The organism is Actinomadura luzonensis (assembly GCF_022664455.2).
Taxonomy (GTDB): Bacteria; Actinomycetota; Actinomycetes; order Streptosporangiales; family Streptosporangiaceae; genus Nonomuraea; species Nonomuraea luzonensis.
Genome location: NZ_JAKRKC020000002.1, coordinates 662,434 through 682,457 on the forward strand (window position 1 = coordinate 662,434; position 20,024 = coordinate 682,457).

A 20,024-nucleotide genomic window follows, 5' to 3' on the forward strand; every position below is an offset into this window, starting at 1 on the left:
GATGCTCCTTCACCGGGCCGGCTCGGGCCGGCCGCAGGCGCACGGGCGGAGCCCGTCCAGCAGGAGGTCCAGCAGGCGGGCCGCCAGCGCCTCGTGCCCGGGCGGGCCGGCCACGGTGAAGATGCCGATGAGGGCGGCGGCGATGTCCTCGGCGGTGACGTCGGCGCGGAGGCCCCCGCTCGCGCGGCCGGCCTCGAGGAGCTCGTCGATCGCCCCGAGCAGCTCGGCCCGGGTGTGGGCATGGGCGATCTCCCCGGATTCGACCATCGCGAGCAGCGTGTCGAGCATCCCGTTCTTGGTCGCGATCCACTCCCCGAACAGGTCCATCCAGCGTCGCAGCGCCGCGGGCGGGTCGAGCTGGGCGAGCAGTTCGCCGGCGCCGGCGGTGAGCCGCGAGACCTGGTCCCGGTAGACCGCGTCGACCAGCGCCTCGCGGGTGGGGAAGTGCCGGTAGAGCGTGGCGATGCCGACCCCGGCCGCGTTGGCGATCGCGCGCATGGACGGCTCGGCGCCGGCCGCGGCGAACAAGCGGGTCGCCGCGGCCAGGAGCTGCTCGCGGTTGCGGGTGGCGTCCGCCCGTGCTCGGCGGATCTCTGCGGCGGCCAAAACGGATCACGCTCCACTTGCGCTAGAGTGACTCACGGAAACGGAGCATAGTCCGTTTGTGCTGCCTCACGAGCCGTGACAGGAGACAGGTGAGCATGGGAGAAACGAGGGCCGGCGCGTCGGCGACCACGAGCCGGGCGGTCCGGTTCGAGTCGTTCGGCGGGCCGGACGCGCTGAGCGTCCACGAGGTGCCCGTGCCGCACGCCGGCCCGGGACAGATCCGCGTGCGGGTCACCGCGGCCGGCCTGAACCCGATGGACTGGTTCATGACCTCCGACGCCGAGACCGCCGCGCGGTTCGGCTTGAGCCTGCCGTGCGGGTTCGGCACCGACTACGCCGGGGTGGTGGACGAGGTCGGCGCCGGCGTGCGCGCGTTCGCGGCCGGGGACCGGGTGTTCGGCGGCGCGTTGTCCCGCGCGGTCGCCGACCACGTCGTCGTGGACGAGGCGGGCACGATAGCGGTGGGCGGCCAGGCGCATCACACCCCTGACGGGGTCGACGACCGCACCGCGGCCACCCTTGCCATCGCGGGCTGCACGGCGGCCGCGGCTCTGGCGGTGGTCGGCCCGGGCCCGGGCGACACGGTGCTCATCGGCGGCGCGGGAGGCGGAGTGGGCGTGTTCGCCGTCCAGCTCGCGCGTCTCGCCGGAGCGCGCGTCATCGGGACGGGGTCGGCGGCCTCGGCCGAGGCCCTGCGAGCCCTGGGGGCCGAGCCGGTCGCCTACGGCGACGGCCTGGTCGAGCGGGTCCGTGCGCTCGCTCCCGCCGGCGTCACCGCTGCCCTGGATCTGCACGGGACGGACACGGCGCACGCGGCACGCGAACTCGGCGTACCCGACGAGCGCATCACCACCATCGCCGCCCGGATCGACGGGATCACGCCGGCGAACGGCGCCGACGCGGCCCCGGGCGCCATCGACGAGATCGCCGGCCTGGTCGCGGCCGGCCGGCTCCGGGTGCCGATCGCGGCACGTTTCCCGGTCGAGCGGATCCGTGCCGCGGTCGAGCTGCAGGCGGGACGGCACGTGCACGGCAAGGTCGTCATCGACCTCTAGGGAGGTGGCCGGGGACGACCCTGTCCGTCCGTACGGGCGCCGTGGCGCCGCTCAGGACAGGGCGGTGCCGGCCGCGCGCATCCGGGCCTCGACCAGGGTCCGCAGCCGGGCCCACGCCGGTCGCTCCTGGCCGTGGCGGGCCAGCAGGCCGTAACGGAGCGCGGCGTCGGCGCGGGCCCGCAGCCCGGCGGGGACGGGCCGCAGCGAGGGATGGGCGAGGTAGTCGTCGAAGCCCTCCGGCACCAGGGCCCGGACCAGCACCAGGCCCTCGCGGGCCATCCGCACGTCGTCGTCGGTGCAGCCCAGCTCGGCGGCGGCCCGGTCGAGCTTCGCCAGGACGTGCTCGGGCAGCAGGGCCCGGTCGCCGGTGGCGAGCCTCCGCAGCGTGTCGCGCCGCGCGACCAGGTCGTCGATCCGGGCGTCGAGCCGCCGTTCGACGTCGGCGAGCGCGGCGGCGAACCGGCCGGGGCCGGCGTCGAGCATCGCCCTGACCTCGGCCAGGGGCGCCCCGGTCCAAGCCCCGCGCCGCGAGGACGACGCCGACGTCGCGCACGTGCGTCTCGAACGAGGCGGCCGCGGCCGAGCGCCCCGACCGGCCGCGGGCCCGCATGTCGTAGGTGATGTGCCGGTAGCCGCCGCCGAGTTCGGCGATGACGCGCCGCCAGTACGACCGGGTCGCGAACTGGCCGTTGAGGCAGAGCCGTTCAGCGTGCACCCTGACCCGAGGTCAAGGTCAACCTCGCGCGGCTCAGCACTGGCCGTCGGCGAGCACCCAGTAGCCCGGGCCGGTCTGCTTCAGCGTGTGGCTGGTGAACGTGTTCCACAGGCCCATGGCGTCGTTGGAGCCGTTGGCGTAGGTGTAGCCGCCGGACTGGTGGGCGCGGCCGGCGGTGGTGTGGGCGTAGTTGCTCGCGTACACGCAGGTCGCGGAGGTGGGGGTGACAGTAGGGGTGGGGGTGGGGGTGGACGGGGGCGGGGTGGTGGCACCGCCGTCGAGGCCGAAGAAGCGGGCGTCGTGGTAGGCCGAGCAGATGGTGTCCAGGAAGTACGCCGCCGTCGCGCCGCACTGGTCGGCGGCGCCGCCCGGGTCGATCGGCAGGCCGTGCCCCATCCCGGTGATCTGGTAAAGGCGCACGTCGTCGGCGCCGTACACCTGGAGGGACGTGCCGCCGGGGAGCGACTGCGTGGCGGTGGGGGTCTGCGGGACGCCGCGCACGTTCGTCCACTGGTCCCGGAGCTGGGTGGCGTTGGCCGGGACGACCGTGTAGTCGGACAGCCCCTGCCACACCGCGACGCGCGGGTACCGGCCGGGGCAACCGGAGCAGGCGCCGCGCACCAGGTCGCCCCACTGCTGCGGCGTCCTGGAGGTGGCGCCGTACTGGCAGCTCGACGCCTGGGTGAGGCTGCTCGCGCAGCGGTAGGCGAGGCCGGCGGCGACGGAGCCGGCGGCGAAGACGTCCGGGTAGGTGGCCAGCATGACGGCCGACATGGCGCCGCCCGCCGACAGGCCGCTGACGTAGACGCGGGCCGGGTCGGTGCCGTAGTTCGCCACCGCGTAGGCGACCATCGCGCGGATCGAGGCCGCCTCGCCCTGGCCCCGGGTGGTGTCGCCGGTCTCGAACCAGTTGAAGCAGCTGGAGGCGTTGTTGGCGCTGCTCGTCTGGGGGAGCACGAGCGCGAAGCCCCACTGGTCGGCGTACTTGCGCCAGCCGCTCGCGGTGAAGTAGCCGTTGGCGTTCTGGGTGCAGCCGTGCAGCAGGACCACCAGCGGGCGGCCGCTCGCGAGGCCGTCGGGGCGGTAGGCGTACATGGCGAGACCGCCCGGGTTGGCGCCGAAGGAGGACACCTGCACCAGCGAGGCCGCCCGCGCGGGCGGCGCGGTCAGCGTGGCGACGAGCAGGCCCGCCAGCGCGAGCAGCGCGCCCAGCGCCGTGAGGGGCCATGACCTGCGGAGAGGGAGGGGTGAGATCATCGTACCGCTCCTTTGTGACCTGGCTCACTGAGCCTTTCACCGCAGGTTAGGGCGGCTGTGATGAGGCGGACATAGCGCCGCCGCACACTTTCCGGGCCGCCGTCATGGGCGCGCTCCGGCGGCGAAGATCTGCCGTTCGGCGGATGGGCCGAGGCGCGCGGCGGGCCCGAGGCTTGAGCCATGAGAGAACTCGTGGCGAGATGGCCCGGATGGGCCGGGTACGCGGCGGCCGTCTGGTCCCTGGCGTACGGGGCGCTCGGGCTGTTCTGGGCGCTCGGCGGCGGCGGTTTCCCGTTCGGACGCAGCGACCCCGACTGGGAGCCGGGCCTGTCCGTGCTCGGGGAGGCGACCAGGCAGGCGGCGGCGCCGGTGATCGCGGTGCTCGGCGCGCTGGGCGTGGCCGCCGGGTGGGCGATGGCCCGCGGAGCGCTCCGGGGACGGCCCCTGCTGCTGGGGTTCGCCTGGACGGCGGCGGTCACGCTGACGGTGGTGGTCACCGACAACCGGGTGCTGATGCTGGTGGCCTACGCGCCGCTGCTGGCGGTGTTCGCCTTCACCGGCGTGCCGGGCGGGCAGCCGATGGCGGAGCTGGTGCCCTGGTCGCGGATCAACCTGTTCGTCCTCCTGGCCGGCGGGCTGCTGTGGGCCCTCGCGGCCCTGGCCTACCAGCGGCGCACGGCGGGCAGGTGCCCCGCGTGCGGGCGGGGCGAGCACGGGGCCGCCCGCTGGACCGGGCAGCACGCGGTGCGGCGCTGGGGCCGGTGGGCGGTGGTGGTCGCGGCGGTCGTCCCGGCCCTGTACGACGCCAGCCGCTTCGCCTGGGCGGCGGGCGTCCCGCTCGGCATCACCGAGGAGTTCTGGCGGTGGCTGGACGAGTCGGGGCTGCGCTGGGCCGGGCTGTTCCTCAGCCTGATGGGGCTCGGCGGGGCCGTGCTCACCCTCGGGCTCGTGCAGCGCTGGGGCGAGGTCTACCCGCGGTGGATCTGGTTCAGGGCGGGGCGGCCGGTGCCGCCGATGCTGGCCGTGGTCCCCGCCTCGATCGTGTCGGTGATCGTGTTGTCGGGCGGGCTGACGTACTGGCGGCTGCGCATGGTGCACGGCTTCGGTGACGTGGACATGTGGGCGACCTGGGCGCCGTCGCTGGCGTGGCCGCTGTGGGGGGTCGCGCTGGCCGCCGCCACCCTCGCCTACCACCTCCGCCGCCGCGGCGCCTGCCGCCGGTGCGGGCGCGGCGGGGCGTGGGGGACGGACGGGCCGGGAGAGCGGGGGGCCGGGCCGGCGGCTGAGCGGGCACCGGAGCCCGGGCCGGCGGCCGGGCGGCCGGCGTGGCGTGGTTAGGCTCGCGGCATGAACGCGTACGGCGGGGCGGGGGACGGCGCGACCGGACCGTGGCGGGCGGGGACGCCGGGGCGGGGGACGGCGCGACCGGACCGTGGCGGGCGGGGACGCCGGGGCGGGGACGGCGCGACCGGGCCCTGGCGGGCGGGAGGCGCCGGGGCGCGGTGGCCGTCCGTCGCCTGGTGGGCGGGCGGCGCCGGGGCGGTGTCGCTGGCCGGCACGCTGGCGTACCCCTGACCGGGACGGTCAGCGGCAGCGCGCCGTGGCTGGTGGGCGAGGCGGCGGTGCTGCTGGTGCTCACCGCCGTCACCGTCCGGCGCGCCCCGGCGCGGCGGGCGGCCGTGTCGGCGGGGCTGAGCGGGGCGGCGGTGGCGCTCCTCCTGCTGCGCGCCGTCTGGCAGGGCCCGCCGCACCTGGTGCTCGGCGGCTGCGCGGGCTGGGCGCTCGGCGCGGTCGCGGCGGCGGGGACCGGGCTCTACCTGCGCGGGCTGGACGGCCGTCGGCGGCGCGCGGTCGAGGAGGCCGTCCGGGCGCAGCGGCTCGGGCTCGCCCGCGATCTGCACGACTTCGTCGCCCACGACGTCAGCGGCATGCTGGTGCAGGCGCAGGCCGCCCGGGCGGTCGCCGGTCCGCTGCCGCGGCCGGTCGCCGAGGCGCTGCGACGCATCGAGGACGCCGGGCAGCGGGCGCTGGCCTCGCTCGACCGGGCGGTGCACGCGCTGGACGAGCGGGGGCCGGGCATCGAGGAGCTGGCGCGCCTGGCGGCGGCGTTCTCGCCCGCGGTGCAGGTGGAGCTGGCCGTCGAGCCGGGGCTCGCGGTGCGGCACGAGGTCTCGTCGCTGGCCTACCGGGTGGTGACGGAGGCGCTGACCAACGTGCGGAGGCACGCGCCGCGCGCCACGTCCGTGCGGGTGCGGGTCGGCAGGGAGGGCGTGAACGACGGCAAGGGAGAGGTGCTGCACGTGTGCGTGGAGGACGACGGCGACGGCGGCAAGCCGCCAAGCGGCGGGGCGGGCAGCGGGTCGCCGAGCGGCGGGGCCGGCAGCGGGTCGCCGAGCGGCGGGGCCGGCAGCGGGTCGCCGAGCGGCGGGGCGCGCGGCCGGTGGGCCGGTGGCTCCGGGCTGGCGGGCCTCGCCCACCTGCTGGAGATGCGCGGCGGCACGCTGACGGCCGGCCCCGGCGCGCGCGGCTGGCGGCTCGACGCGCGGATCCCCGCATGACGCCCGCTCCGGGGACGGGGCCGGGGCCGGGAACGGGGCCGGGGACCGGAACGCGGCGGGTGCGGGTGCTCGTCGCCGACGATCAGGAGGACGTGCGGGCCGGGTTCCGGCTGATCCTGGACGCGCAGCCGGACATGACCGTCGTGGGCGAGGCCGCCGACGGCGCGCGGGCCGTCGAGCTGGCCCGCCACCTGCGCCCCGACGTGGTCCTCGCCGACATCCGCATGCCCGTCATGGACGGCCTGGAGGTGACCAGGCGGCTCGCCGCCGAGACCCGGGTGGTCGTCGTGACCACGTTCGACCTGGACGAGTACGTCCACGCCGCGCTGCGCGAGGGCGCCTGCGGCTTCCTGCTCAAACGCTCGGGCCCCGCCCTGCTGACCGAGGCGGTCCGCGCGGCCGTGGCGGGCGACACGCTGATCAGCCCGCAGGTGACCGTCCGGCTGCTGCGGGACGTGATCCGCCCGGCCCCGCCGCAGCCGGCCGAGCCGCTCACCGCGCGCGAGCTGGAGATCGCCCGCCTGGTGGCGTACGGGCACACCAACGCCGGCATCGCCGCCGAGCTGACCATCAGCCCCGGCACCGTCAAGACGCATCTCGCCCACATCCAGGGCAAGGTGGGCGCCGCCAACCGGGTCGGCATCGCCGCCTGGGCCTGGAGCAGCGGCTTGGTGACCTGATCCGCCCGGGCTCACACGTTACTCACACAGTCGCGTGTCATGACTGGTGCCATGACCGACAACGCCGTGACCGTGCGGGACGACGCCCGCCTGCCGCCGGGGCTGACCGCGACGGTGGAGATCGTGGTCCCCGTGCACAACGAGGAGCGGGCCCTGCCCGGCTGCGTCGAGGTGCTGCGCGACCACCTGCTGCGGTGCTTCCCGTTCCGGTGGGTCATCACGGTCGTGGACAACGCCAGCACCGACCGCACCCCGGACGTCGCCGCCGAGCTGGCCGAGCGGTACCGCGGCGACGTGCGGCTGCTGCGGCTGGAGCGCAAGGGGCGGGGCCTGGCGCTGCGCACCGCGTGGGCGCGCAGCGAGGCCGACGTCGTGGCGTACATGGACGTCGACCTGTCGACCGGGCTGGACGCGCTGCTGCCGCTGACGGCGTCGCTGGTCAACGGGCACTCCGACGTGGCGATCGGCTCCCGGCTGGCGCGCGGCGCGCGGACGTTGCGCGGGCCGCGCCGGGAGATCGTCTCGCGGGCGTACAACGCGCTGGTCAGGGTGACGCACGGGGCCGGGTTCACCGACGCGCAGTGCGGGTTCAAGGCCGCCCGCGCCGAGGTGGCCCGCCCGCTGCTGGAGAAGGTCGAGGACGACGGCTGGTTCTTCGACACCGAGCTGCTGCTGCTCGCCGAGCACAACGGGCTGCGGGTGCAGGAGGTGCCGGTGGACTGGGTGGAGGACGTCGACAGCCGGGTGCGGGTCGTCCCCACCGCCCTGGCCGACGTCAAGGGCCTGATCAGGGTCGCCCGGGCCAAGGCGTCGGGCGCGGCCCGCGTCCCCGGCCTGCCGCGGCGGCCCGAGCCGCGCGCCGCGCACCCCGACGCGGTGCTGGCCGAGCGGCGCGGCGGCGGGCTGCTGTGGCAGGCGCTGTCGTTCGGGGCGATCGGGGTGCTGTCCACCGCCGCGCACCTCGGCCTGTACGCGCTGCTGCGGACGTGGCTGCCCGTGCTGCCGGCGAACCTGCTGGCCCTGACGCTCACCACCGTCCTCAACACCGAGGCCAACCGCCGTCTCACCTTCGCCGGCCGGCGCGGCTCCACCGCCCGCGCGCACCTGCTCGGGCTCGTGGTGTTCGCCCTGTACTACGCGGTGACGTCCGGCGCGCTGCTGGTCCTGCACGCCGCCGACCCGGATCCGGGGCGCCCGCTGGAGCTGACGGTGCTGGTCGGCGCCTGCGTGCTCGGCACGGCCGGGCGGTTCCTGCTGCTGCGCGGCTGGGTCTTCCGCCGCGCCACCCCTCACGAGAGCTGACCGATGACCGCCATCTCCCTGCCCGTCGCCGGCGCGTCCCGCCGCCGGTGGCACCGGCTCGCCCTGACCGCGATCTGCCTGCTGGCCGCCCTGTTGTACGGCTGGTCCTGCTGGACCTGGGGCTGGGGCAACACGTACTACAGCGCCGCGGTCAAGTCCATGTCGGCGAGCGGCACCGCGTTCCTGTTCGGCTCCTTCGACCCGGCGGGCGTCGTCACGGTGGACAAACCCCCGATGGCGCTGTGGCCGCAGGTCGTCTCCACCTGGGTTTTCGGCTACCACGGGTGGGCGCTGCTGCTGCCGCAGGTCCTGGAAGGGGTGGCGGCGGTGTTCGTGCTGCACGGCGCGGTACGCCGCTGGGCCGGGCCGGGCGCCGCGCTGATCGCCGCGCTCGTGCTCGCCCTGACGCCGGTCACCGTCGCGATCAACCGCGACAACAACCCGGACCCGCTGCTGGTGCTGTTCCTGGTGGCCGCCGCGTACGCGCTGACCCGCGCGCTGTCGCCCGGCCTCGCGCCGCGCCGGGCCACCGGGTGGCTGCTGCTGGCCGCGTTCCTGATCGGGTGCGGGTTCACCACGAAGATGCTGGCCGCGTGGGTGTGCCTGCCGGCGTTCCTGGTCGCGTACCTGCTCGGGACGGCCGCGCCGTGGCGGCGGCGGATCGGCGACCTCGCCGCGGCGGGCGGGGTGCTGCTGGTCAGCTCGTTGTGGTGGGTGGCGCTGGTGGATCTGTGGCCGGGGGACAAGCCGTACATCGGGGGGAGCACGGACGGCAGCGCGCTCGATCTCGTGGTCGGCTACAACGGGCTGGGCCGCGTCTTCGGGGCGGGCGCCGGCGGGCCGGGAGGCGGTTCCGGCGGAGGCGGCCTGCCCGGTGGCGGGCGGCCGCCGGGCGCGTCCCCGTTCCCCCGGGGGATCGTGCCGGACGGCGGGGCTCCGCCCATGCCGCGCGGCGGCGGGTTCGGCGGCATGTTCGGGGGCTCGCCCGGCGTGGGCCGCCTGTTCAACGACGTCGTGGGCGGCCAGGTGAGCTGGCTGCTGCCGCTCGCCCTGCTGATCGTCGCCGCCGCCGCGTTCCTGGCCCTGCGGCGCAGGCCGGGCCGGGGGACGGGACGGGGGACAGGCCGGGCAGCAGAGCCGTGGGGCGGGAGCGCCGGGCCGGCCGGACGCGGCGGGTGGCTGCTGTGGAGCGGCTGGCTGCTGGTCAACGCCGTCGTCTTCAGCTTCGCCTCCGGCATCTTCCATTCGTACTACACCACGATGCTGGCGCCCGCCATGGCCGCACTGGTCGGCGCGGGCACCGTGTGGCTGGCCCGCCACCGCCTGGGCGCGCCGGCGGCAGCGGCGGCGGTCGCCGTCACCGCGGCCTGGGCGTGGGTGCTGGTCTCGCGGGACCCGTCGTGGCACGGCTGGCTGCGGTACGCCGTCCCGGCCGCCGCCGTCGCGGCGATCGCCTTCCTGCTCACCCGCCGCCGCCACGCGGGGCCGGCCGTGGCGGCGGCCGTGCTGATCCCCTCCCTGCTCGCGCCCGCGACCTGGTCGCTCGCCTACGCCTTCGGCCCGCCCGACACCAACGCCACCAACCCGGCCGCGGGCCCGCGCGGCGGCTTCGGCGGCCCGGCCCGAGGCGGGGGGCCGGGCGGCGGCGCCGAGCTGAGCGCCGAGCAGCGCAGGATCCTCGGCTACGCCGTCGCCCACTCCGGCGGCGCCCGCATCAAGCTCGCGGTCGACGCCCCGGCCACCTCGGCGGCCGCGTACCTCATGAACAGCGACGCGACGGTGATCGGCATGGGCGGCTTCATGGGGTCGGATCCCGCGCCGACCGCCGGGCAGCTCGACCGGTGGGTCAAGGCGGGCGAGCTGCGTTACGTCCTCAGCGGCTCCGGCTCCGGCCCCGGCCGCGGCGGGCCGGGCGGCGGGCAGGGCGCTGGGGCGGAGCGCGCCGCCTGGATCAGCGGCGCCTGCGCGGTCGTGCCCGCCACCGAGTACGGCGGCACGACGCGGAGCGGCACCCCGGACAGGCGGTCGCCCTTCGGCGGCGCCCAGGTGCTCTACAGGTGCGGCCCGTGACCCCGGGCCGCCCGATTCACACCTTTCTTTGATCGTGGGCGCGTAGAACGGGCTCGTGAACCGACACGTTGTGGCGAAGGTACTGGTCGTCGATGACGAGCCGAACATCCGCGAGCTGCTGTCGGAGGCGCTGGAGCTGAACGGCTTCGCCGTGCGGACCGCCTCCGACGGCCGCCGGGCGCTGGAGGCGGTCGCCCGGGAGCGGCCCGACATCATCGTGCTGGACGTGATGATGCCGGGCCTGGACGGCTTCACGGTCGCGCGGCGGCTGCGCGAGGCCGGCGACAGCCCCCTGATGCTGTTCCTGACCGCGAAGGACGCGGTGGCCGACCGGATCGAGGGGCTGACCGCCGGCGGCGACGACTACGTGACCAAGCCGTTCAGCCTGGAGGAGGTGGTGCTGCGGCTCCGCGCCATCATGCGCAGGATGCGCCCGCCGGAGGAGCAGCTCGACGACGGCGTGCTGCGCTACGCCGACCTGGAGCTGGACGAGCAGGCCCACACGGTGCGGCGCGGCGGGCGGCCGATCCACCTGTCGCCCACCGAGTTCAGCCTGCTGCGCTACCTGATGATCAACGCCGAGCGGGTGGTCAGCAAGGCGCAGATCCTCGACCGCGTGTGGGACTACGACTTCGGCGGCGAGAGCCGGATCGTGGAGTCCTACATCAGCTACCTGCGGCGCAAGATCGACGCCGTGGGCCCGCCGCTGATCCACACCCTGCGCGGCGTCGGCTACCGGTTGCAGCAGCCGTCATGAGGCCGGTCGTGAAGCGGGCCTGGCCGCTGCGGCACCGGCTGCTGGCCGCGCTGCTCGGGCTGTGCGCGGCCGGTCTCGCGGCCTTCGCCACGGCGAGCGTGCTGCTCCTGGACCGCTCGCTGCTGGCCAGGGTGGACGCGCAGCTCGCCGAGGCGGCCGCCACGTTCGGCCGCCGCCCGCTGCCGCCCCCGCCGTCGCCCGCCAGGGGCCAGAGCATGGAGCTGCCGACGCAGTTCAGGGTCGCCTTCTACGACTCCTCGGGCGTGCTCCTCCGCACCCTGCCTCCCGGACTGCCCGACGAGCCGGCCGTCCCCGCCGCGGTGGTCGCGGCGCTCCCGCGCACGCCGGTCACCGTGCCCGCCAGGACGGGGACGGGGGAGTGGCGGGTGCTGGTGCGCGGCCTGCCGGACGGCGCCAGGCTGGCGGTGTCGATCTCGCTGAGCGCCAACCAGGCGACCGTCCACCAGATCCTGGTCATCGAGACCGCGGTGGGCGGGCTGGTGCTGCTGCTGCTCGGCGCGCTCGCGCTGTCCGTCGTACGGCTGGGCCTGCGCCCGCTGACCCGCATGGAGCGCACCGCCGAGGCGATCGCGGGCGGCGACCTCGACCGCCGGGTCAGCGACACCGACCCCGGCACCGAGACCGGGCGGCTCGGCGGCGCGCTCAACGTCATGCTGGAGCGCCTGGCGACCGCGTTGCGCGAGTCCGAGCGCTCCGAGCGGCGGCTGCGGCACTTCGTCGCCGACGCCTCCCACGAGCTGCGCACGCCGCTCACCTCGATCCGCGGCTTCGCCGAGCTCTACCACCACGGCCAGGGCGCGCGCGACCCGGCGGCCGAGCGGCTGCTGAGCAGGATCGAGGCCGAGGCCGAGCGGATGGGCGTCCTGGTGGAGGACATGCTGCTGCTGGCCCGGCTGGACCAGGAGCCCGCGCTGGAGACCAGCGTCGTGGACCTGCGCGTGCTGGCCGGGGACGTCGTGCACGCCGCCCAGGCCCGCGACCGGGAGCGGCCGATCCGGCTGCTGGTCTCCGAGGACCCGGTGTTCGTCCTCGGCGACGAGCACCGCCTGCACCAGGTCCTCGCCAACCTGGTCGGCAACGCCGTCGAGCACACCGCCCCGGACGCGGAGGTGCGCGTCACCGTCGCGCCGCGCGTGCCCGCCGGCGAGCCCGCCGCGGGGACGGCGCGCGCCGGCTCCGGGCCCGCCCCGGACGCCGGCGCCGCGCTGGTCGAGGTGCGCGACGAGGGGCAGGGCATCGACCCCGAGCACCTGCCGTACGTGTTCGACCGCTTCTACCGGGCCGACGCGGGCCGCTCCCGCGACAGCGGCGGGACCGGGCTGGGCCTCGCCATCGCCGCCGCGCTCGTGCGGGCGCACGACGGCCGCATCGAGGTGACCGGCGGCCGCGGCGCCACGTTCCGGGTGCTCCTGCCGCTCCACCGGCCGCGGGAGGACTGACGCCGCGGGCGTCCCCTGTCCCGGCCCCCTACGCCGGCCGTCGCCGCAGGTGATCGGCAGCGGGGCGACGAGGGCGGATTTGTAGGGGTTGGGGGCGTTTCGGCCGCTGCTTACGTTGGCCTTGCGTAACCGCCGATCACCGGAAAAAGGGGTTGTCCATGGCAGAGCAGCTCACCCACGAAGCCGTCTCGCACGCCCTGAAGGGCATCGTGGCCCGCGTCCTTCAGGTCCCCGAGGACACCATCACCGACGACGCCCGCATCACCGACCTGAGCCTCGTCGAGTCCATCAAGCTGCTGCGCATCGCGGGCCGCATCGAGCGCACGTTCGGCATCGAGCTGGACAACGAGGTGCTGTTCCGCACCGGCAGCCTGCGCGAGATCGCCGACGAGGTCCACCGCCTGTGCCTGCGGGGACAGCAGCAGGAACAGGAGAAGGTTGCTTGAACGCGCTCACCCCGGCAGACGTCCGGACGCTGGGTGAGATGTTCGTCAGGGCGGCCGAGCTGCATCCCGGCCAGGTCGCCGGCACCTTCTCCCCAGGCGGGCGGCTGACCGCCCGCGACCTGCTCCGCGACGGCCGCGAGGCCGCCGCGCGCCTGCGGTCCTGCGGCGCGGGCCCCGGCACGCCGGTGGCCGTGCTCCTGCAGTCGCCGCTCGACTTCCTCCGGGTCACCGCCGGGGTCGCGCTGGCCGGCGCGGTCCTGGTCCCGCTCGCCGTGTCCGCCGGGTTCACCAAGGCGTTCCTGTCGCGGATGCGGCACGTGCTGGCCGACAGCGGCGCGCGGGTCGCCGTCATCGACGACCTGTACGCCGAGCCGTTCGCCGAGCTGGCGCCCGGCCTGCGGATCGTCCCCCTGTCGCGGCTGGCCGGCCCGTACGCGCGCCTGCTCGGCGAGCCTGAGCCGTACGAGCTGCCCGAGACCGGCGCGGACGACCTGGCGCTCATCCAGTACACCTCCGGCAGCACCTCGGCGCCGCGCGGCGTCGCGCTCACCCACCGCAACGTCCTGGCCGGGCTGCGCGTCCTGCAGCGCGGCGTGGACGCCAGGCCGGGCGACGTGACCTGCCACTGGCTGCCGCTCTCGCACGACATGGGGCTGTTCTCCACGCTGGCGGCGGTCGGCGCGGGCGTGGCGGTGCACGTCTCCGCGCCGCAGGACTTCGTCAAGCGGCCGGAGGAGTGGCTGCGCTGGTTCTGCGACCTGCGCGCCAGCATCTACGTCGGCCCCGCCTTCGGCTACCGCTACCTGCTCGACTCCGTCCCGCCGGAGGAGGCGGCCGGCTACGACCTGTCGGCCGTCCGGGTCATGCTCAACGGCGCCGAGCCGATCGACCCCGACCTGATCGGCGCCTTCCAGGACCGCTTCGGGCCCGCCGGGCTCGACCCCCGCGCCATGACCCCCTGCTACGGCCTGGCCGAGGCCACCCTCGCCGCCACCTTCACCCCGGCGGGCGAGCGGGCCCGGGTGGACTGGGTGGACCGCGACCTGCTCAGCGGCTCCGGGCTGGCCATGCCGCTGAGGAGCGGCGACCCCGGCGCCCGCGGCGTCGTGAGCTGCGGTGTGCCCGCTCCCGGCGTCGAGGTGCGGGTGGTCAGGGACGGCGCCGAGGCCGAGGAGCGGACGGTCGGCGACGTCGAGGTGCGGGGCGAGCCCGTCATGCGCGGCTACCTCGGGCGGGCGCCGATCCCCGACGGCGGCTGGTGCCCGACGGGCGACCTCGGCTACCTGGCCGGCGGCGCGCTGCACGTCACCGGGCGGCGCAAGGAGATGATCATCCTCAACGGGCGCAACCACTACCCGGAGGACGTCGAGGCCCTGGCCCGCCGGGTGCCCGGCGTGTACCGGGGACGGGCGGTGGCGGTCGTGCTGCCCGCCGACCCGGTACGCGGGCGGCCGGAGCGGATCGCCGTGCTGGCCGAGGCCGCGCTCGCCCGGCCGCCGTACGGGCGGCTGGTCGGCGACCTGCGGGCGGCGGCGGCCGAGGAACTGGGCGGCGGCTGCGTGGACGTCGTGCTGCTCGGCCGGGGCGGCCTGCTGCGCACCACCAGCGGCAAGTTCCAGCGGCTGCTCATGCGCGACCACCTGCTGGCCGGCTCGCTCGAACGCGTCCTCGACCACGTCACGGCCGACGAGCGGGTGGAGAGCGCGGCATGACCGGCGCGACCGGCCTCAGCGGCGCGACCGGCGTCAGTGACGCGTCCGTCATGACGGGCCCGGCCGGGGCCTGCGGGTTCCCGCCGGCCTTCCCCGCCGCCGAGGAGCTGGAGCGGGCCCTCGGCGACCCGCACGGGCCCACCGGCCCGCTCACCTTCGCCACCGCCATGGAGGGCGACCGGGCCGAACGCTGGCCGCACAGCTCCCTCGACCGCCTGCGCTCCTGGGGCTACCCCGCCCACCTGGTGCCCGCCTCGCTCGGCGGCCGGCTGACCTCGCTGGAGGAGCTGCTGGCCCTGGGCCGCGTGGTGGCCCGCCGCGACCCGACCGCCGCCGTCATCGCCAACTCGCCGTGGGCGTCCGGCACGCCGGTCTGGCTCGCCGGGACGCCCGCCCAGCGGCGCGACTACGCCGACGCCGTGCTGCGCGGCCAGTGGATGTCGCTGGCGCTCACCGAGTACGACCGCGGCGCCGACCTGCTCGGCGGCGAGCTGACCGCCCGGCGGGTGGCCGGCGGCTACCTGCTGGACGGCGCCAAATGGGTGATCAACAACGTCCGGCTGGCCAGGTTCGTCTGCCTGCTGGTGCGCGAGCCGGCCCTGACCGGGCTGCGCTCGCTCACCCTGCTGCTGGTGGACATGGAACGGCTGCCCGCCGGCAGCTACGAGCTGCTGCCCCGCATCCACACGCACGGCATCCGCGGCGCGGACATCTCCGGCGTGCGCTTCCTGGACGCCTTCGTGCCGGACTCGGCCGTCCTCGGGCGGCCGGGCCGCGGCCTGGACCTCACGATCCGCTCGCTGATCACCATCCGCACGCTGGTGCCCGGGCTCAGCCTGGGCGCGTTCGACACCGGGCTGCGCTGCGCCTTCGACGTGCTGCGGCACCGGCGCGTCCAGCGGCGGCGGGCGAGCGACCTGCCGGACGTCCGGCACGAGCTGGCCGCCGCCGACCTCGACCTGCGCGTGGCCGAGACGGTCGCCACCTGCTGCGTGCGGCTCCTGCACCACCTGCCCGCCCTGGCGCCGGTGTCCTCGGCGGTCGCGAAGTACCTGGTGCCGCACCTGGCCGAGCAGCGGCTGCGGCGGCTGGCCGGCACGCTGGGGGCGCGCTACCTGCTGACCCGGGACCACTGGCACGGCGTCTACGAGAAGCTGGTCCGCGACACGCGGCTGTTCAGCCTGTTCGACGGCAGCGAGCCGGTCGTGCTCAGCTCGCTGGCGGCCCAGGTGTCGTGCCTGACCGAGCCGGGCGCCGACCCGCGCGCGGCCGACCCGGTGTTCCGTCCCGTCTTCGCGCCGCGGCCGTACCCCGAGGGGCTGGCGGCGCTCGGCACGGCGAGCGACCTCGACCCGGTCATCGCCGGGCTCGGCGACGCCTGCGCCGGCCTGGAGCGGCGCGACGGCGGCGCGCGGGCCGCGGCGCTGCTGCGCGCGGCCGGCCGCGACCTGCTGGCCGACGCCCGCCGCGACGTGGACCCGCGCTCCGAGGCCGGCCAGCAGGTCGGCGAGCGGTACGCGCGCACGTTCGCCGCGGTCTGCGTGGCCAGGTCGGCGCCCGCGCACTGGGCGGCGGCCGGCGTGGAGTCGGTGCTGCGCCCCGGCGGCCGGCTGCCCGTCAGCACCGCCGAGAGCCTGTTCCTGGACCTCGCCCTGCGGTACGCCGGCCGCTCGGCGCTCGCCCTGACCCGCACCGCCTGAAGGGACCTGCCCATGGACGCGACCGCCGAGGCCGCCCTCGGCCTGGCCGCCCGGCTCGACCACGCGCTCGGCGACCCGACGGACGGGCGCAACCCGGCCTCCTTCGCCGCCGCCGTCACCGCCGACCGGGAGGGCCGCTTCCCCCAGCACCTCTGCGCGGCCGCGCTGTCGTGGGGGCTCGCCGAGCACCTGATCCCCGCCGCCGAGGGCGGCCGGCTGGCGTCCTTGGACGCCTGCCTCGCGCTGCTGCGCGTGCTGGCCCGCCGCGACCTCACGGCCGCCACGGCGATCGCCGCGGCGTTCCTGGCGGGGGTGCCCGTCTGGCGGCACGGCACGCCGGTGCAGCGCCGCGCGGTCGCCGCCGTCCTGCGCGGGCACCGGCTGCTGGGGCTGCCGCTCGGCGAGGCCGAGCACGGCGTGGACGTCTCCGCCGACCTCCGCCCGGGGACACAGCTGGCGACACAGCCGGCGACACAGCCGGCGACACAGCCGGGGACACAGCCGGGGATGCCGTCCTCCGGGGCGTGGCGGCTCAGCGGCACGACCCTGCTCGCCGGTCACGACGGGCACGCCGCCGGCACCACGCTGCTCGCCCGCACCGGCGCCGGGATCAGCGCGTTCCTGCTGCTGCGCGAGGCCGGCCCCGGCGACGGGTGGCGGTCGGACCCGGCGTACGGGACGCACGGCCTGCGCGGCTCGGCGCTCGGCCGCCTCACCCTGGACGGCTTCCCCGCCGGGCCCGCCGACCTGATCGGCGCGCCCGGCCAGGGGCTGGAGCTGGCCGCGGGCACCCTGCCGGTGGCCCGGCTCGCGGTGGGCGCGCTGGCCCTGGGCGCGCTGGACACCTGCCTGCGCGCGGTCCTCGCCTTCGCCCGGGACCGGCGGCTGTACGGGGCGCCGATCCTGGAGCTCGAACCCGTCGCGGTCCGCCTGGCCGACGTGCAGGCCGACCTGCTGGTCGCCGAGGCCGTCATGCACGAGCTGTGCCGGGTCGCGCGCGCCGAACCCGACCGGTTCCCCGCGGCCGCCTCCCGGGCCGGGGGCCTGGTGGCCGATCTGGCCTGTGACGCCGTCGAGTCGCTGGCGGTCGTGCTGGGCGCGCGGGCGTACTGCGCCACCGAGCACTGGCACGGCATCGTCGAGAAGATGCGCCGCGACATCGCCGTCGTGGCCGCCCTCGCCGACGCCGGCCCGCCGCCCGGCGACCTGCCGCCCGACCCGTTCGTCCCGTCCGGCGGGGAGGGTCCCTGGGCGGAACCCCTCGGTGCGGCGCGCGCGGCCGTCGCCGGCCTGCCCGGCCCGTACGGCCCCCGCCTGCCGGCCCTGCTCGACCTCCTGGACGGCGACCCCGCCGCGTCGGCCTGCGCCGCCGCCTGGCTGCGCACCCGCCACCGGGACGCCTTCCACGCCGGCGGCGCGTGGCTGCTGCTGTGCCTGCGCCGCGTCGCCGCACGCCGGGGCGAGCCCCAGCCTCCCGACCCGGGACTGCGCCGCCTGGCGCTGGACCGCCTCGGCCGCCACCACGACGAGGGACGGCTCTTCCCCGACAGCGAGGTGCCCCAAAGATGAGCACTGAGATGACCGTGACCGACCACCGCCGGGCGCCGGAGCGCCTGCGCGTGAGCTTCACCGACGGCAGCGCCAGCGAGCTCGTCGTCTTCCGCGCCGCCCGCCCGGACGCCCCGGTCGTGCTCTGCCTGCCCGCCATGGGCGTGCGCGCCGCCTACTACACGGCGGTGGCGGCCGCGCTCGCCGCGCGCGGGCACACGGCGGTGCTGGCCGACCTGCGCGGCAACGGCGGCAGCTCGGTCCGCCCGTCCCGCTCGACCACGTTCGGCTACGCCGAGATGCTCGACATCGAGCTGCCCGAGATCGTCGCGGCCCTGCGCGCGGAGCTCGGCGCCGAGCGGGTCACGCTGTTCGGGCACAGCCTCGGCGGCCACCTCAGCGTCCTGCACGCCGCGGTCTCGCCGCACGTGGCGGCCACCGTCCTGGTCGCGACCGGCACGAGCTGGTACGGCCGGGTGCCCGGCCTCCGCAGACCCGCCAGGTTCCTCGGCCTGCAGGTCATCCGTCTGGTCACCGCCCTGTACGGCTACCTGCCCGGCTGGCTGCCGTTCGCCGGCGTGGAGGCCCGCGGCGTGGTGCGCGACTGGCTGCACGACGCCCTGCACGGCGCCTACCTCGTCCACGGCAGCCCGGTGGACTACGAGGCCGCGCTGTCCCGTTCCACCGTCCCCGCGCTGTTCGTGGTGCTGCCCGGGGACCACTACGTGCCGGAGGCCTGCTCACGGCAGCTCGCCGACCGGCTTCCCGCCGCCCGCGTCTCCTGGGCGGAGATCCCGGCGGACCAGGTGGGCCTGGCCCGCACCCACCACTTCCGCTGGGCGCACCGCCCCGGCGCGGTCGTGGAGGCCGCCCTGCGATGGCTCGAACCCCTCAACCCGGAGGTCACGTCATGACGATCCCGACGATGACGCGCGCCGACCTGGCCGCGATCGACATCAGCGACATCTGCACCCCCGAGTACACCGCCAAGCTCGAACGCATCAGGTACGAGGCCGCTCTCGTGCTGTCGCGCATCGCCCTGCGGCACCTGTTCGCCGACGGCGAGGCCGTGCACGACCCGGACGCCCCGCCGCCGTCCACCGGCTCGGAGCGGCAGCCGTTCTTCTTCCGCAAGCGCCTCATCGAGTACCTGGCCGACCGCGGCGACCTCGTCCGCGACGGCTACGTCTACCGTCCCACGCCCGAGCTGGTGCGCCGCGCGCAGACCCCCGAGGACGCCTACCTCGCGGGCGTGTCGTCGCCGGACACCGCCACCATGGTCGCGCTGCGCGCGGTCGAGTCGGTGGCCGGGGAGGTGCTGCGCGGCGTGGACGGGCTGGCCGCGATGGAGCGGCGCATCGGCGTCGCCGAGACCTGGCGCATCTGGCAGTACCTGATGGTGGACGTGGCGCCGAAGCAGACCTGCAACAGCCTCGTGGCGCGCGTCCTGGACCAGCGGCTGCGCGCCGGCGAGCCCATCGTGGTGTTCGAGGGCGGCGCCGGCGTCGGCGCGACCGTCCGCGCGGCGCTGCAGATCGACGGGTTCCGCGAGCGGGCGCGGGCGATCCGGCACTACGGCTTCACCGACATCAGCCGCGAGCTGATGCAGGGCGCGAGGGAGATGCTCCGCGAGGAGGCGCCCGAGCTGCTGGCCGTGACCTCGTTCGACCGGGTCGACCTGGACGACCTGGGCTCCTACGACGACGTCCCCTACCTCCAGGACGGCGCCGCCGACCTGATCATCCTGGAGAACGTGCTGCACGACGTGGAGAACCTGCACGAGGTGCTGCGCGGCTGCCACCGCATACTCAAGCCGGGCGGCTGGCTCGCCTTCACCTCCGGCAACCGCACCCGGCCCGGCATGTTCTTCCCCTGCGAGGTGCTGCAGACCAGCCTGCACAGCTACAACCGCGCGGTGCTGGACCCGCCGCGCCGGGTCAACGTCGGCTACCTCACGCAGCAGGAGTGGGCCAGGTCGCTGACCGACGCCGGGTTCCCGTCGTTCCGGGTGCTGCCGGGCGAGCGGGACCTGGAGTTCTGGCCGTTCGGCGGCTTCGTGGCCGAACGCGCCTGAGCCGCGGCCCGCCTCGGCCGCCGACACACCACCCTGCCTGCCGACATATGATCTTACGTTGGTACTTCGTGTGTTTGTCGGAAA

At 76.2% G+C, this 20,024-nt stretch carries 18 protein-coding genes; 15 read left to right on the top strand and 3 right to left on the bottom strand.

What is annotated here, in order from left to right; genetic code table 11:
• Positions 1 to 9: 9 nt before the first annotated feature.
• Positions 10 to 606, bottom strand: coding sequence for a TetR/AcrR family transcriptional regulator (locus tag MF672_RS33240; protein WP_242383773.1), 597 nt, complete (start codon positions 604 to 606; stop codon positions 10 to 12).
• A 95-nt stretch (positions 607 to 701) separates the two neighbouring features.
• Between MF672_RS33240 and MF672_RS33245 the strand changes: the two genes are divergently transcribed.
• Positions 702 to 1,661: an NADP-dependent oxidoreductase gene (locus MF672_RS33245; protein WP_242383772.1), complete on the top strand. Its 960-nt coding sequence runs from the start codon at positions 702 to 704 to the stop codon at positions 1,659 to 1,661.
• A gap of 51 nt (positions 1,662 to 1,712) precedes the next feature.
• Here the strand turns inward: MF672_RS33245 and MF672_RS33250 are convergent, their stop codons facing one another.
• A complete protein-coding gene (locus tag MF672_RS33250) occupies positions 1,713 to 2,144 on the bottom strand; it encodes a hypothetical protein (protein WP_242383771.1) in 432 nt (143 codons plus the stop codon).
• A 265-nt stretch (positions 2,145 to 2,409) separates the two neighbouring features.
• Positions 2,410 to 3,633, bottom strand: a complete 1,224-nt coding sequence (locus tag MF672_RS33255; protein ID WP_242383770.1) for an extracellular catalytic domain type 1 short-chain-length polyhydroxyalkanoate depolymerase — start codon at positions 3,631 to 3,633, stop codon at positions 2,410 to 2,412.
• 180 nt (positions 3,634 to 3,813) lie between these two features.
• Here MF672_RS33255 and MF672_RS33260 point away from each other — a divergent pair, with 180 nt between their 5' ends.
• The 14 genes from MF672_RS33260 (at position 3,814) to MF672_RS33325 (ending at position 19,940) form a co-directional block, all read left to right on the top strand.
• The gene (locus tag MF672_RS33260) at positions 3,814 to 4,971 is read left to right on the top strand and encodes a hypothetical protein (protein WP_247815535.1); all 1,158 of its coding nucleotides are present in this window, start codon (positions 3,814 to 3,816) and stop codon (positions 4,969 to 4,971) included.
• Between the two features lie 9 nt (positions 4,972 to 4,980).
• Positions 4,981 to 5,208, top strand: a complete 228-nt coding sequence (locus MF672_RS33265; protein ID WP_247815536.1) for a hypothetical protein — start codon at positions 4,981 to 4,983, stop codon at positions 5,206 to 5,208.
• Positions 5,209 to 5,240: 32 nt separating this feature from the next.
• Positions 5,241 to 6,191 carry a sensor histidine kinase gene (locus MF672_RS33270; protein ID WP_247815537.1) on the top strand — a complete coding sequence of 317 codons (951 nt, stop codon included), beginning with the start codon at positions 5,241 to 5,243 and terminating at the stop codon, positions 6,189 to 6,191.
• Positions 6,188 to 6,871: a response regulator gene (locus MF672_RS33275; protein WP_242383326.1), complete on the top strand. Its 684-nt coding sequence runs from the start codon at positions 6,188 to 6,190 to the stop codon at positions 6,869 to 6,871. The genes MF672_RS33270 and MF672_RS33275 overlap by 4 nt, the downstream gene beginning before the upstream one ends.
• A gap of 51 nt (positions 6,872 to 6,922) precedes the next feature.
• The gene (locus tag MF672_RS33280; protein ID WP_242383327.1) at positions 6,923 to 8,173 is read left to right on the top strand and encodes a bifunctional glycosyltransferase family 2/GtrA family protein; all 1,251 of its coding nucleotides are present in this window, start codon (positions 6,923 to 6,925) and stop codon (positions 8,171 to 8,173) included.
• Between the two features lie 3 nt (positions 8,174 to 8,176).
• Positions 8,177 to 10,243: an ArnT family glycosyltransferase gene (locus MF672_RS33285; protein WP_242383328.1), complete on the top strand. Its 2,067-nt coding sequence runs from the start codon at positions 8,177 to 8,179 to the stop codon at positions 10,241 to 10,243.
• 55 nt (positions 10,244 to 10,298) lie between these two features.
• On the top strand, positions 10,299 to 11,000 hold the full coding sequence (locus MF672_RS33290; RefSeq protein ID WP_242383329.1) for a response regulator transcription factor: 702 nt from the start codon (positions 10,299 to 10,301) through the stop codon (positions 10,998 to 11,000).
• Complete coding sequence (locus MF672_RS33295) at positions 10,997 to 12,460, top strand: sensor histidine kinase (protein ID WP_242383330.1); 1,464 nt, start codon at positions 10,997 to 10,999, stop codon at positions 12,458 to 12,460. Before MF672_RS33290 ends, MF672_RS33295 begins: the two co-directional genes overlap by 4 nt.
• Positions 12,461 to 12,618: 158 nt before the next feature.
• Positions 12,619 to 12,906 (top strand): acyl carrier protein, encoded by a 288-nt coding sequence (locus tag MF672_RS33300; protein ID WP_242383331.1) that lies wholly within the window; start codon positions 12,619 to 12,621, stop codon positions 12,904 to 12,906.
• Positions 12,903 to 14,618, top strand: coding sequence for an AMP-binding protein (locus MF672_RS33305; RefSeq protein WP_242383332.1), 1,716 nt, complete (start codon positions 12,903 to 12,905; stop codon positions 14,616 to 14,618). Before MF672_RS33300 ends, MF672_RS33305 begins: the two co-directional genes overlap by 4 nt.
• A complete protein-coding gene (locus tag MF672_RS33310; protein WP_247815538.1) occupies positions 14,615 to 16,318 on the top strand; it encodes an acyl-CoA dehydrogenase family protein in 1,704 nt (567 codons plus the stop codon). Before MF672_RS33305 ends, MF672_RS33310 begins: the two co-directional genes overlap by 4 nt.
• Before the next feature lie 12 nt (positions 16,319 to 16,330).
• Positions 16,331 to 17,887 (top strand): acyl-CoA dehydrogenase family protein, encoded by a 1,557-nt coding sequence (locus MF672_RS33315; protein WP_242381621.1) that lies wholly within the window; start codon positions 16,331 to 16,333, stop codon positions 17,885 to 17,887.
• Complete coding sequence (locus MF672_RS33320; protein WP_242381622.1) at positions 17,884 to 18,780, top strand: alpha/beta fold hydrolase; 897 nt, start codon at positions 17,884 to 17,886, stop codon at positions 18,778 to 18,780. The genes MF672_RS33315 and MF672_RS33320 overlap by 4 nt, the downstream gene beginning before the upstream one ends.
• Positions 18,777 to 19,940: a class I SAM-dependent methyltransferase gene (locus tag MF672_RS33325; RefSeq protein WP_242381623.1), complete on the top strand. Its 1,164-nt coding sequence runs from the start codon at positions 18,777 to 18,779 to the stop codon at positions 19,938 to 19,940. The genes MF672_RS33320 and MF672_RS33325 overlap by 4 nt, the downstream gene beginning before the upstream one ends.
• The last annotated feature ends 84 nt before the right edge of the window (positions 19,941 to 20,024 follow it).

What these genes read in the sequence shown, in the direction of transcription:
- MF672_RS33250 (WP_242383771.1), bottom strand. Translation starts at nt 2,144, where the DNA reads ATGCTCGACGCCGGCCCCGGCCGGTTCGCCGCCGCGCTCGCCGACGTC.
- MF672_RS33260 (WP_247815535.1), top strand. Translation starts at nt 3,814, where the DNA reads ATGAGAGAACTCGTGGCGAGATGGCCCGGATGGGCCGGGTACGCGGCG.
- MF672_RS33325 (WP_242381623.1), top strand. Translation starts at nt 18,777, where the DNA reads ATGACGATCCCGACGATGACGCGCGCCGACCTGGCCGCGATCGACATC.
- MF672_RS33300 (WP_242383331.1), top strand. Translation starts at nt 12,619, where the DNA reads ATGGCAGAGCAGCTCACCCACGAAGCCGTCTCGCACGCCCTGAAGGGC.
- MF672_RS33295 (WP_242383330.1), top strand. Translation starts at nt 10,997, where the DNA reads ATGAGGCCGGTCGTGAAGCGGGCCTGGCCGCTGCGGCACCGGCTGCTG.
- MF672_RS33255 (WP_242383770.1), bottom strand. Translation starts at nt 3,633, where the DNA reads ATGATCTCACCCCTCCCTCTCCGCAGGTCATGGCCCCTCACGGCGCTG.
- MF672_RS33315 (WP_242381621.1), top strand. Translation starts at nt 16,331, where the DNA reads ATGGACGCGACCGCCGAGGCCGCCCTCGGCCTGGCCGCCCGGCTCGAC.
- MF672_RS33245 (WP_242383772.1), top strand. Translation starts at nt 702, where the DNA reads ATGGGAGAAACGAGGGCCGGCGCGTCGGCGACCACGAGCCGGGCGGTC.
- MF672_RS33310 (WP_247815538.1), top strand. Translation starts at nt 14,615, where the DNA reads ATGACCGGCGCGACCGGCCTCAGCGGCGCGACCGGCGTCAGTGACGCG.
- MF672_RS33265 (WP_247815536.1), top strand. Translation starts at nt 4,981, where the DNA reads ATGAACGCGTACGGCGGGGCGGGGGACGGCGCGACCGGACCGTGGCGG.
- MF672_RS33275 (WP_242383326.1), top strand. Translation starts at nt 6,188, where the DNA reads ATGACGCCCGCTCCGGGGACGGGGCCGGGGCCGGGAACGGGGCCGGGG.
- MF672_RS33280 (WP_242383327.1), top strand. Translation starts at nt 6,923, where the DNA reads ATGACCGACAACGCCGTGACCGTGCGGGACGACGCCCGCCTGCCGCCG.
- MF672_RS33285 (WP_242383328.1), top strand. Translation starts at nt 8,177, where the DNA reads ATGACCGCCATCTCCCTGCCCGTCGCCGGCGCGTCCCGCCGCCGGTGG.
- MF672_RS33320 (WP_242381622.1), top strand. Translation starts at nt 17,884, where the DNA reads ATGAGCACTGAGATGACCGTGACCGACCACCGCCGGGCGCCGGAGCGC.